The sequence below is a fragment of the Gammaproteobacteria bacterium genome, assembly GCA_034522055.1.
Lineage (GTDB): Bacteria > Pseudomonadota > Gammaproteobacteria > JAABTG01 > JAABTG01 > JAABTG01.
This window is the reverse complement of record JAXHLS010000002.1, coordinates 1,173,493-1,188,547: the sequence shown is the minus strand read 5'-3', so window position 1 is coordinate 1,188,547 and position 15,055 is coordinate 1,173,493. Positions and strand designations below refer to the sequence as shown.

General features: G+C 65.3%; 13 protein-coding genes. All 13 read left to right on the top strand.

Annotation, left to right across the window (positions count from 1 at the left end; translation table 11 throughout):
• The first annotated feature begins 104 nt into the window (after nucleotides 1-104).
• Nucleotides 105-581: an SUF system Fe-S cluster assembly regulator gene (locus U5S82_05760; GenBank protein MDZ7751163.1), complete on the top strand. Its 477-nt coding sequence runs from the start codon at nucleotides 105-107 to the stop codon at nucleotides 579-581.
• Between the two features lie 79 nt (nucleotides 582-660).
• On the top strand, nucleotides 661-2,109 hold the full coding sequence (gene sufB / locus U5S82_05755) for a Fe-S cluster assembly protein SufB (GenBank protein MDZ7751162.1): 1,449 nt from the start codon (nucleotides 661-663) through the stop codon (nucleotides 2,107-2,109).
• A 56-nt stretch (nucleotides 2,110-2,165) separates the two neighbouring features.
• A complete protein-coding gene (gene sufC / locus U5S82_05750) occupies nucleotides 2,166-2,921 on the top strand; it encodes a Fe-S cluster assembly ATPase SufC (GenBank protein MDZ7751161.1) in 756 nt (251 codons plus the stop codon).
• Nucleotides 2,918-4,240, top strand: a complete 1,323-nt coding sequence (gene sufD / locus U5S82_05745) for a Fe-S cluster assembly protein SufD (GenBank protein ID MDZ7751160.1) — start codon at nucleotides 2,918-2,920, stop codon at nucleotides 4,238-4,240. Before sufC ends, sufD begins: the two co-directional genes overlap by 4 nt.
• 5 nt (nucleotides 4,241-4,245) lie before the next feature.
• On the top strand, nucleotides 4,246-5,496 hold the full coding sequence (locus U5S82_05740) for a cysteine desulfurase (GenBank protein MDZ7751159.1): 1,251 nt from the start codon (nucleotides 4,246-4,248) through the stop codon (nucleotides 5,494-5,496).
• Between the two features lie 318 nt (nucleotides 5,497-5,814).
• Nucleotides 5,815-6,126, top strand: a complete 312-nt coding sequence (locus tag U5S82_05735; GenBank protein ID MDZ7751158.1) for an SUF system Fe-S cluster assembly protein — start codon at nucleotides 5,815-5,817, stop codon at nucleotides 6,124-6,126.
• Between the two features lie 145 nt (nucleotides 6,127-6,271).
• A complete protein-coding gene (locus tag U5S82_05730; GenBank protein ID MDZ7751157.1) occupies nucleotides 6,272-6,592 on the top strand; it encodes a non-heme iron oxygenase ferredoxin subunit in 321 nt (106 codons plus the stop codon).
• A gap of 250 nt (nucleotides 6,593-6,842) precedes the next feature.
• Nucleotides 6,843-7,655 (top strand): HAD-IIB family hydrolase, encoded by an 813-nt coding sequence (locus U5S82_05725; protein MDZ7751156.1) that lies wholly within the window; start codon nucleotides 6,843-6,845, stop codon nucleotides 7,653-7,655.
• Nucleotides 7,656-7,803: 148 nt separating this feature from the next.
• On the top strand, nucleotides 7,804-9,051 hold the full coding sequence (locus U5S82_05720; protein ID MDZ7751155.1) for a paraquat-inducible protein A: 1,248 nt from the start codon (nucleotides 7,804-7,806) through the stop codon (nucleotides 9,049-9,051).
• Nucleotides 9,048-10,742 carry an MlaD family protein gene (locus U5S82_05715; protein MDZ7751154.1) on the top strand — a complete coding sequence of 565 codons (1,695 nt, stop codon included), beginning with the start codon at nucleotides 9,048-9,050 and terminating at the stop codon, nucleotides 10,740-10,742. Before U5S82_05720 ends, U5S82_05715 begins: the two co-directional genes overlap by 4 nt.
• A gap of 41 nt (nucleotides 10,743-10,783) precedes the next feature.
• Complete coding sequence (locus tag U5S82_05710) at nucleotides 10,784-11,398, top strand: PqiC family protein (protein ID MDZ7751153.1); 615 nt, start codon at nucleotides 10,784-10,786, stop codon at nucleotides 11,396-11,398.
• Nucleotides 11,399-11,403: 5 nt separating this feature from the next.
• Nucleotides 11,404-12,258: an outer membrane lipoprotein-sorting protein gene (locus tag U5S82_05705; GenBank protein MDZ7751152.1), complete on the top strand. Its 855-nt coding sequence runs from the start codon at nucleotides 11,404-11,406 to the stop codon at nucleotides 12,256-12,258.
• On the top strand, nucleotides 12,255-15,017 hold the full coding sequence (locus U5S82_05700; GenBank protein ID MDZ7751151.1) for an efflux RND transporter permease subunit: 2,763 nt from the start codon (nucleotides 12,255-12,257) through the stop codon (nucleotides 15,015-15,017). The genes U5S82_05705 and U5S82_05700 overlap by 4 nt, the downstream gene beginning before the upstream one ends.
• Nucleotides 15,018-15,055 lie beyond the last annotated feature (38 nt).

The window sequence follows — 15,055 nt, the reverse complement described above, 5'->3', positions numbered from 1 at the left end:
TGCCTCGTTCGCAGGCGCAAAAACCCATATAGGACTAATGTTGTCCTCTATTCGAAAAGGGACTATATTCGTCCTCATTCGAATCGGAGCGCTATTCCAACTCCATGTTGCGGCTCAGTAAATTGACGGATTACGGCATCGTCGTGAGTGCCTGCCTGGCGCGCGCGGCCACGGATTTGCTGTCCGCCAGCGAGGTGGCGGCCCGCACCGGCATCGCCGCTCCCACGGTGAGCAAGCTGCTCAAGGGGCTCGGGCGGGCGGGCCTGGTGATTTCCGAGCGGGGCGCGAAGGGTGGTTACCGCTTGAGCCGTGCCGCCGGGGACATCAGCATCGCCGACGTGGTGGATGCCCTGGAGGGGCCGGTGGCCCTGACGGAGTGCATCAGCGCCGTGGGTCATTGCGAGCAGGAATCCCACTGTGACGCGCGGGCGAATTTCGAACTCATCAACGCCGCCATTCTCGATGCCCTGGAGCGGGTGAGCGTCGCGGAGATGGTCCACGGTCCGCAACACCAGTACGTGCACCTCGATGTCACGGGCATGGTAAGCCCGCGTGAAGACTCGATGAACGAGTCCGTTTGATCCGGGGTTGTTGACAGGGGATGATCAATCCTTAGTAAAATAGTCAACTATTAACAGCAGTCTTTGCAGGAGAAGGTGAATGGGTGCCACAAGCGAGCAAGTTGAAAACCTGGTTCGTCGCGAATACCAGCATGGCTTCGTGACCGACATCGAGAACGAGACGGTGCCGCCGGGGCTCAACGAGGATGTCATCCGGTTGATCTCCGCCAAGAAGAACGAGCCCGCGTGGATGCTCGACTGGCGTCTCGAGGCCTACCGTAACTGGCTCAAAATGACCCCGCCGAGCTGGGCCCATGTCAGGCACCCGCAAATCGACTTCCAGTCTATTTCCTACTATTCGGCACCGAAATCCAAGGACGACGGTCCCAAGAGCCTCGATGAGGTGGATCCGCGCCTGCTGGAGACCTACGAGAAGCTGGGGATCCCCCTGGAGGAACAGAAGATGCTGGCGGGCGTGGCGGTGGACGCGGTGTTCGACAGCGTCTCGGTCGCCACCACTTTCCGCAAGAAGCTCTCCGAGGTGGGGGTCATCTTCTGTTCCATCTCCGAGGCTCTCAAGGACTATCCGGAACTGGTGCGGGAATATCTGGGCGCGGTGGTGCCCCAGGGCGACAACTACTTCGCGGCCTTGAATTCCGCGGTGTTCAGCGACGGCTCCTTCGTTTACATCCCCAAGGGGGTGCGCTGTCCCATGGAACTCTCCACCTATTTCCGCATCAACGCCCAGAACACGGGCCAGTTCGAACGCACCCTCATCGTTGCGGAGGAGGGCAGCTACGTCAGCTACCTGGAGGGCTGCACGGCGCCTAAGCGCGACGAGAACCAGCTCCATGCCGCGGTGGTGGAGCTGGTGGCCATGGCGGATGCCGAGATCAAGTACTCCACGGTGCAGAACTGGTACCCCGGCGACGAGAACGGCCGCGGCGGCATCTACAATTTCGTCACCAAGCGCGGCGAGTGCCGCGGCGACCGCTCCAAGATCTCCTGGACCCAGGTGGAGACCGGCTCGGCCATCACCTGGAAGTACCCCAGCTGTGTGCTCAAGGGCGACCACTCCGTGGGCGAGTTCTATTCCGTGGCCCTCACCAGCAACCACCAGCAGGCGGATACCGGCACCAAGATGGTCCACATCGGCCGCAACACCACCAGCACCATCATCGCCAAGGGCATCTCGGCCATGCAGGGTGAGCAGGCCTATCGCGGCCTGGTGCGCTTCGGCAAGGGCGCGGACAACGCCCGCAACTACACCCAGTGCGACTCCCTGCTGGTGGGGAACCGCTGTGGCGCCCATACCTTCCCCTACATCGAGGCCATGAATCCCACGGCCAAGGTGGAGCACGAGGCCTCCACCTCCAAGATCGGCGAGGACCAGCTCTTCTACTGCAAGCAGCGGGGGATCTCCGAGGAGGACGCCGTCTCCATGATCGTCAACGGCTTCTGCAAGGAGGTGATGAAGGAGCTGCCCATGGAGTTCGCGGTAGAGGCCCAGAAGCTGCTGGGTATCAGCCTCGAAGGGGCCGTCGGCTGAGCCCGGGCCCGATGGCATTTACCCACGCAATTCACGAGAACCAAAGGCGACTAGCAATGCTTGAGATCAGAGACCTGCACGTCAGCGTAGAGGGTCAGCCCATCCTCAACGGCATCACCATGGATGTGAAAAAGGGCGAGGTGCACGCCATCATGGGCCCCAATGGCTCGGGCAAGAGCACCCTGGCCCACGTGCTGGCCGGCCGGGACGGCTACGAGGTCACCAGCGGCACCATCACCTACGAGGGCAGGAACCTGCTGGAGATGGAGGCCGAGGAGCGGGCCCGGGACGGTATCTTCCTGGCCTTTCAGTACCCGGTGGAGATCCCCGGCGTCAATAACAGCTACTTCCTCAAGGCGGCGGTGAATGCGGGCCGCAAGCATCGCGGCGAGGAGGAGCTGGACGCGGTGGCCTTCATGAAGCTGGTGCGCGAGAAGATGAAGCTGGTGCATCTTAAGGACGACCTCATGAAGCGTGCCGTGAACGAGGGCTTCTCCGGCGGCGAGAAGAAGCGTAACGAGATCTTCCAGATGGCCCTGCTGGAGCCCAAACTGGCGCTGCTGGACGAGACCGACTCGGGGCTCGACATCGATGCCCTGAAGATCGTCGCCGACGGCGTCAACGCCCTGCGCAGCGACGAGCGGGCCATCGTCATGGTGACCCATTACCAGCGCCTGCTGAACTACATCGTGCCCGATCACGTCCATGTGCTCGCCGAGGGCCGCATCATCAAGTCGGGTGACCGCAGCCTTGCCCTCGAACTCGAGGAACGGGGTTATGGCTGGGTGCTCGAAGAGGAGGTCGCGGCGTGAGTGCGGTGGACCACTATCTGAATGCCTTCGAAACTGAGGCGGCGGCCTTGCCGGGCCGCGGTCAGCCCTGGCTGGACGGTATCCGCGATGCGGGTATCGAGCGCTTCGCCGAGGTGGGCTTTCCCACCCCGCGCAACGAGCAGTGGAAATACACCCGCGTGGCCGCCATCGAGAAGCGCAGGTTCGGCATCCCGGCAGCGGGCGCGCCCGTCACCGCGGAGCAGCTCGAACCCTTTCTCTTCGAGGGTTTGGAGTGTGACCGCCTGGTTTTCGTCAACGGCCGCTACGCGGGCGCCCTGTCGTCCATTAACGAGTGTGGCGTGCGCATGGAGAGCCTGGCCGCCGTGCTGAAGAACGAGCCGGCCCTGGTGGAACGGCACCTGGCCCACTATGGCGACATGAAGCGCAACGCCTTCACCGCCTTGAACGCGGCCTTCATGCTGGATGGTGCCTATATCCACCTGCCGCGCGACGTGGAGGCCGGGCGGCCGGTGCATCTGCTGTTCGTGTCCACCGAGGACGGTGGGGAATTCGCGGCCCATACCCGCAATCTCATCGTCGCGGAGGAGGGCAGCTCCGGCAGGATCATCGAGAGCTACGTGGCCCTGGGCGATGGCGGTTATCTCACCAACAACGCCACCGAACTGGTGCTGGGGGCCAACAGCGAGCTTGAGCACTACAAGCTCCAGGAGGAGAGCCTGAAGGCCTTTCACGTCGCCGCTCTCGACGTGCATCAGGACAGGGACAGCCGCTTCACCTCCCACGCCGTGTCCTTCGGTGCCCTGCTGGGGCGTCAGGACATCAACGCCGTGCTGGATGCCGAGGGTGCGGTGTGCAACCTCTACGGCCTCTACGTGGCGGACGGCAAGCAACACGTGGATTTCCATACCACGGTGGAACACGCCAAGCCCCACGGCACCAGCCGAGAGTTCTATAAGGGCATCATCGGCGGCCGAGCCCGGGGTGTGTTCAACGGCCGGGTGCACGTCCACCAGGACGCCCAGAAGACGGATTCCCAGCAGTCCAACAAGAACCTGCTGCTGTCCCACAACGCCGAGGTGGATGCCAAGCCGGAGCTGGAGATCTACGCCGACGACGTCAAGTGCAGCCACGGCGCGACGGTGGGCCAACTGGACGACGACATGCTGTTCTATCTGCGCTCCCGGGGTATAGACAAGGAAGCCGCCCGGGGTCTGCTCACCTACGGCTTCGCCCAGGACATCATCGGCCACATGTCCCTGGCGCCGGTGCGTGACTACCTCGAAAGAGTGCTGGTGCGGCGCGTCCCGGCGGCCGAGTCCCTGGCCGAGATCCTCTGAGTCCCATGGGCGCCACTGCTGAACATATGAGCCATGGCGGCCTCGATGTGGCGCGTATCCGCGCGGATTTCCCGGCCCTTCATCAGGAGGTGAATGGCAGGCCTCTCGTGTATCTGGACAGCGGCGCCACGGCCCAGAAACCCGAGGCGGTGATCAGTGCCATCGCGGATTTCTATCGCCATGATTACGCCAACGTCCATCGGGCCATCCACACCCTGGCGGAGCGGGCCACCCGGGCCTTCGATGGCGCCCGTTCGCGGGTGGCGGAGTTCATGAACGCCGCCGATGCGCGGGAGGTAGTCTTCGTGCGCGGAGCCACCGAAGCCATCAATCTGGTGGCTACGGCTTTCGCCGTGCCGCGGCTTGGCCCCGGTGATGAGGTGCTGGTGACCGAACTGGAGCATCACGCCAACATCGTGCCCTGGCAGCTGGCCTGCGAACGCACGGGGGCCAGGCTCGTGGTGACCCCCATCGACGACGCGGGTGACGTCGATCTGGAGCGCTTCGAGGCACGTCTGGGACCGCGCACGCGCCTCGCGGCCATCGGTCACGTGTCGAACGCCATCGGCACCGTGAACCCGGTCAAGGCCATGTGCGGACTGGCCCGGGGCAAGGGCGTGCCGGTGCTGGTGGACGGCGCCCAGGCCATGCCCCACATGGCGGTGGACGTGCAGGATCTGGGCTGCGATTTCTATGCCTTTTCCGGCCACAAGCTCTACGGCCCCACGGGCATCGGGGCTCTGTGGGCGCGCGCGGAACACCTGGAGGCCATGCCGCCTTACCATGGCGGCGGCGACATGATCCGCCGTGTCACCTTCGAAGAGACTACCTACGCGGATATTCCCTACAAGTTCGAGGCCGGCACCCCCCATATCGCCGGCGCCGTCGGGTTGGCCGCGGCCATGGATTATCTGGATGCCATCGGCATGGACGCGGTGTGGCACCACGGCCTGTCGTTGCTGGAGTACGCGACGACGCGCCTCGAAGAGATACCCGGGCTCAGCATCCTGGGCGCGCCGGCCGAGCGGGCGGCCCTGGTGTCCTTCACCATGGATTGCGCCCACGCCTCGGACATCGGCAGCGTCCTGGATCAGAACGGCATCGCCATCCGCGCCGGCCACCATTGCGCCATGCCCCTGCTTGAACACTACGGCCTCGGCGCTACCGCCCGTGCGTCCTTCGGGGTCTACAACACGATGGAGGACGTGGATGCGTTGGTGGCCGGCCTGCACAAGGTGCGGGAGCTGCTTGGATGAAAAGCAGTGAATGGGAATGGGGATGGGAATAGTGAATAGTGAATAGTGAATAGTGAATAGTGAATAGTGAATAGTGAATAGTGAATGGTGAATGGTGAATGGTGAGTAGTGAATGGTGAGTAGTGAATGGTGAATAGTTAAGCTATGTTGGAGAATCTGAGACGCCGTGGTGCCCGGGGCTCTGACGTCCTGAAGCGCAGTGAACCAAACAGGAGGAAAGCGAGTGAGCAGTGAATCGTGAAGCTTGAATGACCATCAGTCGGCACGGCCCGGCCAGACCATTCACTATTCACCATTCACTATTCACTCAACACAACCATGTCCAACGAATCCTTGCAAACCGCCGTCATCGAGACCCTCAAGACCATCTATGACCCGGAGATCCCGGTGAACATCTACGACCTCGGACTCATCTACCGCTGCGAGGTGGATGACGAGGGCAAGGTGGAACTCGACATGACCCTGACCGCCCCCGGCTGCCCCGTGGCCCAGAGCTTTCCCGGCATCGTGGAAAACCGCGTCCGCGACGTGGAGGGCGTCACCGATGCCCACGTCGAACTGGTATGGGATCCTCCCTGGACCCGCGACCGCATGACCGAGGTGGCCCAGGTGGAGTTGGGGATGTTCTAGAAGCGAGGGAATAGGGAATCGTGAATAGGGAATAGCCAGGAAGCTGGCACGGGAGGTCGCTCGATTCTAAAGCTGATCACATTTACTATTCCCTATTCCCTATTCCCTATTCCCTATTCCCTATTCCCTATTCCCTGTATTCCCCATGACCGACTGGATCCAAGTAGCCCCCGTAGACGATTTCCCCCCCGGCAGCCGCCGTGCCCTGGACGTGGACGATGTGGAGGTGCTGGTATTCAATATCGGCGGCGAGTACCTCGCCATCGAGGACGTCTGTACCCATGACTACTCCTCTCTGGATGATGGCGAGCTGGACGGCGAGGAGATCGTCTGTCCGCGTCACGGCGCGCGGTTCAGCGTGCGCAGCGGCGAGGCGCTGTGCGCCCCTGCCTACGAGCCCGTGGCCACCTTTCCCACCATGGTGAAAGACGACATGGTGTGGGTAAGGGACGATCGCTGGGACTGAAACTGCCGCCAGAGTCCAGGGGCCGTGGGTCTCCCCCGGGAAACGCGTTTCCGCCCTTGCAATGCTTTGACAATGCCCTTGCCGGTATTTTTGATAATCGCGCTTGGCGTCATCCGATGGGACGCCCGGCGCCGGGCTGCCGAAACAAAAAGAGGCTTGTCATGAAGGATGATTCCGTCTCTGCGAGGCAGAAGCTGCTGTGGGGGGCCATGCCGACGCCCCGCCCATTCCTGTCCCGCGGAGCCATGCCATGACAATCCTCGCCACCGATCTGGACCGTACCCTGCTGCCCAACGGCCGCTGGCCCGCCGATGCCGGCGCCATCGATCTGTTCAACGATCTCACCCGCAGTCATGACGTGCGGGTGGTCTACGTCACGGGCCGCAACCTGGCCCTGGCCGAGGCGGCCATCGCCGAGTATGGCATCCGCCATCCCCATATCCTCATCGGCGACGTGGGCACCTCCATACGGCATTTCGATGGGGATGGCTGGCATCCCGATGCGGGCTGGGAGGACCACGTGCGGCGTACCAGCCCGGCGTGGGATGCCGGGCGGGTGCGCGAGGCCGCCGCCGCCATAGAGGGGCTGGTGGAGCAGGAGCGGGAGCATTGCGGGCCCTTCAAGCAGAGCTACTACGTCGACCATGAGCGCCGGGAGGAGGTGCTGGCGCGGGTGGACGCCGTCATCGAGGGCCGTTTCGACGAGGTGGTGATCTACAGCTTCGATTCCCAGAGCGGCAAAGGGCTGCTGGACTTCCTGCCCCGCAGTGCCACCAAGCAGACCGCCCTGGAATACGTGGCTCGCCAGCACGGCGAGGCCAAGGAGGACGTGGTGTTCTGCGGCGACAGCGGCAACGATGTATTCCCCCTCACCGCCGGTTTCGCCGGGGTGCTGGTGCGCAACGCCGACGAGCAGCTGGTGGCCGAGGTGCGCGCCGCCGCCGCCGCCAACCCCGACCTCAGGGTCTACTTCGCCAGGGGCGGCTTCAAGGGCCTCAGCGGCTACTACACCAGCGGCGTCATCGAGGGCGCGTATCATTATGGGGTGTTCGTGGACCCGTAGGTGGGGGAAGGATGGGGAATGGGGAATAGTAAAAAGTGAATAGTGAATGGTGAATGGGGAATGGTGAATAGTTGAAAACCCTACATCCGCCCGCCGCTGCCCCATCTGCTAACATCCCCGTTTCCAAGGGCCGCTAACGACGCATTCATTGTCCTCATCCACCACCAAGACCACCGAGGGGGTGATCGCCTGCCCGGAGTGCGATTACCTGCACCGGGTGGAGGAGTTGCCCGCCGGGGCGAAGGCCCTGTGCGTGCGCTGCGCGGCGGTGCTGTACCGCCATATCCCCCGCAGTCTGGAACGCGCGACTGCGTTGTACGCCGCGGCGCTGTTGCTGTTCCTGCTGGCCAATGCCTTTCCCATCATCGCCCTGGATGTGGGCGGCCGGGTGGAGCAGACCCACCTGATCTCGGCCGCCGGGGCCTTCTTGCGCCATGACATGGCCGAGTTGGGGGTGCTGGTCTTCCTTACCAGCGTCCTGTTTCCCCTCGTCACCATCGCCGGGACCCTCTATGTGCTACTGGCGGTGCAGGCCGGCTGGCGGGCGCCGGGGCGGGCCGTCGCCTACCGACTGGTGAGAGCCGTCGCCCCGTGGAGCCTGGTGGGGGTGTTCATGCTCGGGCTGCTGGTGGCGGTGGTGAAACTCCTGGATCTGGCCACGGTGGTCCCCGGGGTGTCCCTTTACGCCTATGCCGGCCTGCTGGTGGTGGTGGCGGCGGCGAGTGCCAATCTCGATGAGGGCGTGATCTGGCCGCGCCTGCATCACCCGGGTATTCCCTTGCCGTCCCTGGGGTCGGCGCGACAGCACGGTCTGGTGGGCTGCCATGTGTGCGCCCTGGTATCGCCGGCGGACGTGGGGGCGTCCTGTCCGCGCTGCGCCAGTCCGCTGCACGCTCGCAAGCACGACGCCATCGTTCGCACCTGGGCCCTGGTGGTGTCGGCGGCGTTGCTGTTCATCCCTGCCAACCTCTATCCCGTCATGACCGTGACCCGCCTGGGGCGCGGCGAGCCCAACACCATCCTGTCGGGGGTGGTGGAACTCATCGCCAACGGCATGTGGCCTCTGGCCCTACTGGTGTTCTTCGCCAGTATCGTGGTGCCGGTCGCCAAGCTCGGTGTGCTGTCCTTCCTGCTCGTGTCCGTGCAGCGGTCCTCGCCGTGGCGGCCCCGGGATCGTACCCTGCTGTTCCGGGTGACCGAGGTGGTGGGGGCGTGGTCCATGGTGGACGTGTTCCTGGTGGCCATCCTGGCGGCCCTGGTGCGTATGGATGCCCTGGCCCTGGTGGTGCCCGGTATCGGGGTCACCTTCTTCGCCGCCGTGGTAGTGCTCACCATGCTGGCGGCCCACAGCTTCGACCCGCGGCTCATCTGGGACCACGCGGAGCCCCGGCCATGAGCATGCCCGCCGGCACGGAGCAGCCCGGGGGGATGCCGCCGCCGCGGGTGAAGACGCGTTCCGGCCCGTCCCTGGTGTGGCTGATTCCCTTCATCACCGCCCTCATCGGCGGCTGGCTCATCGTCGATACCCTGTCGGAGAAGGGCCCCCGGATCACCATCGGCTTCAAGACCGCGGAAGGCATCGAGGCCGGCAAGACCCGCATCAAGTACAAGAACATCGAGATCGGCGTGGTGCAGTCCCTGCGTTTCACCGAGGACTTCAAGTCGGTGGTGGTGCACGCCGATATGGCGAAGGAGGCGGAGCCTTTCCTGCGCCGTGGCACCCGCTTCTGGGTGGTCAAGCCGCGGCTGGATATCCGTGGGGTCTCGGGACTCGGCACTCTCATTTCGGGGGCCTATATCGAGATCGAACCGGGCCGCGGTGCCTTTCAGACCCACTTCGATGGCCTCGAATCGCCCCCCGTGGTACGCGCCGAGGACGAGGGCAAGAGACTGGTGCTGATGGCCGAACGGCTGGGGTCCATCGATATCGGATCACCCCTCTATTACCAGGGGATCCTGGCCGGCGAGGTGTTGGGCTATGAACTCAGTTCCGATCAGAAGAACGTGTTTATCCACGCCTTCGTCAAGGCCCCCTATTCGGACATGGTGCGTGGCAACACCCGCTTCTGGAATATCAGCGGCCTGGATGTCACGGTGGATGCCCAGGGCCTGAGAGTGCGCACGGAATCGGTGCAGTCCCTGCTGTTCGGTGGCATCGCCTTCGCCACCCCCGACACCCTGGAGCCCGCCACGGAGGAAGTGGCCGGCCTGGTGTTTACTCTCCACGAGAGCCGCGCCCGCATCAAGGAGCAGACCTATACCAGGAAGGTGCGTTTCGTGCTGTTCTTCGAAGGCTCGGTGCGGGGGCTGGCCATCGACGCGCCCGTGGAATTCAAGGGCATCAAGGTGGGGCGAGTGGTGGACGTGCGCCTGGAGTACGACCAGCGGGATACCTCCTTCCGTATCCCCGTACTCATCGAGATCGAACCCGAGCGGGTCATCGCCCGCGGTGGTGGTGCAGACCAGAACCCCCAGCAGGTGCTGCAGACCCTGGTGGAGCAAGGGCTGAGGGCCCGCCTGCAGATGGGGAACCTGTTGACCGGGCAACTCTTCGTGGAGCTGGACATGCGGCCCGACCTGCCTCCGAGGCTGGTGAGCGATCGGGAGGATATCCCGGAACTGCCTACTATCCCGGGCCGCCTGGAGCAGCTCACGGGCTCCCTGCGCAGCGTGTTGGCCAAGCTGGAGGCGGTGGAACTGGACAAGATAGGTGCCGCCCTGCAAGGCGCCCTGGAAGGGGCCGACCAGCTGCTGAATTCCGCCGATGCCCGGCAGGCGGTGGGGGGGCTGAACGAAACCCTGGCGGTACTGCGCAGCACCCTCACCCAGCTGGACGCCCGGGCCGAGCCCATCGCCGCCAACATGGAGAAGGCCCTCGGTTCCGGCCACGAGGCCCTGGAGAGGATCGAAGTCACCATGAACCTGTTCAACGAGGTGCTGGCCCAGGACTCGCCCGCCCAGTACCGCTTCAACCAGATGACGGAAGAGCTGGCGGAGATGGCCCGTTCCATACGCCACCTGGTGGACCTGCTGGAGCGCAACCCCCAGTCCATCCTCTTCGGCAAGCAACCCCCCGGGGGGCAGTGATGACCCGCCATTCCACTCCGCCCGGGCCCTGGTGGGTCGTCATGGTTATGGTCCTGGCCTTGGCCCTGGTCCTCGGCGGCTGCATGGGCTCCCAGGCCCCGCCGGTGCGCTACTACGTGTTGGACGCGGTGGCCGCACCGGACGGCCCGGCGGCGCCGGCTTCGGAACTCACGGTGAAGCTGCTGGAGCTGCGGCTGCCCCAGTACCTGGAGCGTCCCCAGATCGTCACCCGCAGCGCGCCCCAGCGCCTCGAGTTGGCGGAGTATCACCAGTGGGGGGGCAATCTGCGCAAGAACCTGGTGAGCGTGATGGTGCAGAACCTGTCCCGCGAGCTGGGCACGAGCCGGGTATCGGGTCCTCCCCACCGGGCGGGCCTCGACGCCGATCTGCTGGTGGAACTGGAGATCACCCGTTTCGAGCGCGGTCCCGACCGGCGCGTGGCCCTGGCGGCCTGGTGGCGGGTGCTGGACGGGGCGGGCCGCACCACCCTGGAGACGCGGGTGAGCGAACTCGAGAGCGCACCCCTGGTCCCCGGCGCGGACTACAACACCACGGTGGCGGCCATGGCCGTGATGTTCGCCCGTCTCGGCCGTGACATGGCGGCGGCCATCCGCCGCCACGCCTCCCCCGCCGGCGGCCGGCCGGCGGGTGCCTGAACGGCATGGCCCGTCCCCTGAGCCTGGCCCCTTTTTGCGCCACGGTGTTGCTGCTGTCCACCGCCGCCGCTGTCGCCTCCCCGCAATGGTCGGGGGCGGATATCATGGCGGAGTCGGCCCGCCGCCATGAGCATTATCCCCACGTCTACGAGGAGCAGTCCCTGATTCTGGACGATGCCGCCGGCCACCGCGTCAGTTACCGGCTGCGGCGTTTCTCGCGCATCGAGGCGGACGGTACCCTGCGCCTGTTGCTGGTGTTCGACGACCCGCCGGAGGTGCGCGGCGTGGCCCTGCGCTCCATCCATGGGCCGGACGGAAGCCGGGACACCGGCCTCTATCTGCCGGCCTTCGGCCCGCGCCTCAAGGGGGGCGCGGTGGCGGCGCGCCAGAGCCGGCTGTTGGGTACGGATTTCACGGTGGGGGACCTGTTGCCCGAGGATGGTGATGCCTTCCGCTACCGCCGGCTCGAGGACCGGACTCTCGGCGAGGTGCCCCACTACGTGGTGGAGGCGGAGCTCCTCGAAGACTCGGCGGGAGTGTCGCGGCGCCGCCACTTTCTGCGCCAGGACAACCTGTTCATCGTGCGCACGGACTATTATGACCGCCGCGGCCGGGTGGAGAAGACGCGTACCCGTTTCGACCTCAAGGCGGTGGACGGTGACATGTGGCGGGCCGATATGGTGCTCATGGAGGACCACCGGCGGGACCATCGCAGCCTCATCAAGGTGCTGCGGCGGGTATTCTCCCGCGACTACGTGCCGGCGCGGCTGTTCGAGGCCGACTGGCTGCTCACCAATTCTCATATCGAAGACACCGCCGCCGTCCCGGCCGTGGCGCCCGCCGGGGATGGCGAGGGATGAATGCCCAGGGATTCCTCGGCAGGTCCATGATGGCGGGGGCCCGTCACCCCTTCCGGGCGTTGTTCTTCCTCGCCGCCGTCACGGCCGTCGCCGCTGCCGGCCTGCCCCGGCTCCAGGTGGATACCGGTTTCTCCAGCCTCATCGCCGACAGCGATCCCGATCGTCTCGCTTACCGGCGGGTGGCGGATGAGTTCGGATCGGACCAGCGCAGCGTGGTCTATGTGCGCGACCCGGCCCTGTGGACGCCGGCGAAACTGGCGGCCCTGGAGCGCCTGCATCACGCGCTGCTGGGGCTCGATTTCGTGGCCACGGTGGATGATCTGTTCACCCTCCGCGACATCCATGGGAGTGAAGACACACTCACCGTGCAGCCCCTTCTCGAAGAGGTGCCCCAGACCCAGGAGGTGGCGGATCGGGCTCGGGAGGTGGCGCTGGCCAACCCCCTGGCGGTGGGCCGGCTGCTGGCGCCCGACGGCCACGGCACGGCCCTCATGGTCGCCCTGCGGCGTGATGGTCCCGCCGCGGGGGGGGGGCAGCGGGTCCATGCCGCCCTGGAAGAGGTGGTGGACGCCGCCCGCCAAGACTTCTCTGAGGTGTTCCAGGTGGGCGGGGCTCGCATCACCGCCGAATTGCAGGACAGCCTGTTCACCGATCTGCGCCGCCTCGGCCTGCTGTCGGCGGGCCTGCTGGTGGCGACCATCCTGCTGTTCCTGCGCAGCGGCTTCGCAGCCTTCGTGCCCCTGCTCACCTCGGCCCTCGCCATTCTCTGGACCTTCGGCATGATGGGCTGGGCGGGGATCCCCCTCAACATCCTGAGTGCCATGCTGCCTTCCCTGGTCGTGGTCATCGGCTCTACCGAGGACACTCACATGGTGGCGGCCTATCTGCGCCGGCTGGGCCATGACGGCGAGGTGCCCCGGCGGGCGGCGGTGGGCTTCATGATGGGCCACATGGGGGCACCGCTGGTCCTCACCGTCGTCACCACGGCCCTGGGTTTCGCCAGCAACCTGTTCAGCGGCATCGGTCTGATTCGGGATTTCAGCATCGCGGCGTCCTTCGCCATCCTCGCCAACGGCCTCATCACGGTATTGCTGGTGCCCCTGCTGCTTCAGGCCCTGGGGCCCCGGCGCAGCCGGGTGTGGGGCGAGGGCGGCCGGCCCGGCGGGCTCACCGGGCTGGTGGTGCGGGTGTTCGGCTTCGGCCACCGCCACCTGCCCCGCACCCTGCTGGTATTCACGGCCGGGCTGTGCGCCTTCTTCCTCTACCAGGCCCAGGGTCTCCATGTCACCAACGACCCCATGACCTATTTCCGCGGCGACCGCGCCCTGGTGACGGACAGCCGCCGCCTGCAGCAGGACCTGGCGGGCACCCGGGTGTTCTACATCATGCTGGAATCCCGCCGCGACAAGGCCTTCCTGGAACCGGCCAATCTCGAACGGCTGGCGGAGATCCAAGCCTTCCTCGACAAGCAGGGGATCTTCGATCGCAGTACCTCGGTGGTGGACCTGTTGTCCCTGATCAACCGTGCCTACCACGGCGGCGACGAGGACTACGCCACCATCCCCGGCAGCCGCGAACTGGTGGCCCAGTACCTGCTGTTTTTCCATCGCCAGGAACTCGGCAGCTACCTGAGTCACGACTACCAGAGAGCCAACATCGTGGTGCGCCATCAGGTCAGCGACTCCAGCACCCTGAACCGCCATATCGGGGAACTCAAGGTGGTGGCCCGGGACATCGCGGGGCCCGGGGTGGAGGCCCATGTCGTGGGGGAGAACCTCATGGTCAATGCCGCCGCCGAGTCCCTCATGGTGGCCCAGGTGAAATCCCTGACGATGCTGCTGGGGGCCATCTTCGTGGTCATGGCGGTCATGTTCACCTCCGTCAAGGGGGGGCTCATCGCCCTGGTGCCGGCGGTGGTGCCCATCATCCTCATGTTCGGGGTCATGGGCCTGCTGGACATCTCCCTCAATCCCGGCACCGCCATGGTGGCCGTCATCGCCATCGGTATCGCCATCGACGGCACCATTCACCTGTTTTCGCGTTACAACGACTTGTGCCGCCGCACCGCGGATTACGACGAGGCGGTGGCCACCACGGTGCGGGAGGAGGCCACACCGGTGGTGGCCACCAGCATCGCCCTGGCCCTGGGCTTCGGGGTGTTGTTGTTCTCCGAGTTCACCGTGATCGCCCAGTTCGGTGCCCTGGCGGCCGCCACCATGCTGTTCGCGGTATTCGCCAATCTTCTCATCACCCCCATCATCATGGCCCGGGTACGCCTCGTGGGCCTGTATCAGATCCTGGGTTTCTCCATGCAGCGGGAGGTGCTGGAGCACAGTCCCCTGTTCCGGGGCATGAGCGGCTACCAGATGCGCAAGGCCATTCTCATCTCCGAACTCCACGAGTTCGAGGCCGGCGAGCTGCTGGTGCGCCAGGGCACGATGGGCCGCAGCATGTTTCTCCTCCTGTCCGGCGAGGTGGAGGTGATGCACCGGGGCAAGGATGCCCAGCGCCGGCTTACGGTGCTGCTGCCGGGGCAGGTGTTCGGTGAGATCGGTTTCGTGCAGGAGACGGAGCGCACCGCGGACGTCAGGGCCCTTACCCCGGTCAGCGTCCTGCGCTTCGATTTCGACAAGATCCGTAAGGATCTCAAGTTCTTTCCCAACGTCGTGGCGCGTCTCAACTTGAATATCAGCGCCATCCTCGGCGCGCGCCTCGCCGCCATGACCCGGCGCTATGCCGGGCGGGAGGAGGGGCCATGAACGCCCGTGTCGTGGGCCGGCTGCGTCACGGGCCCATC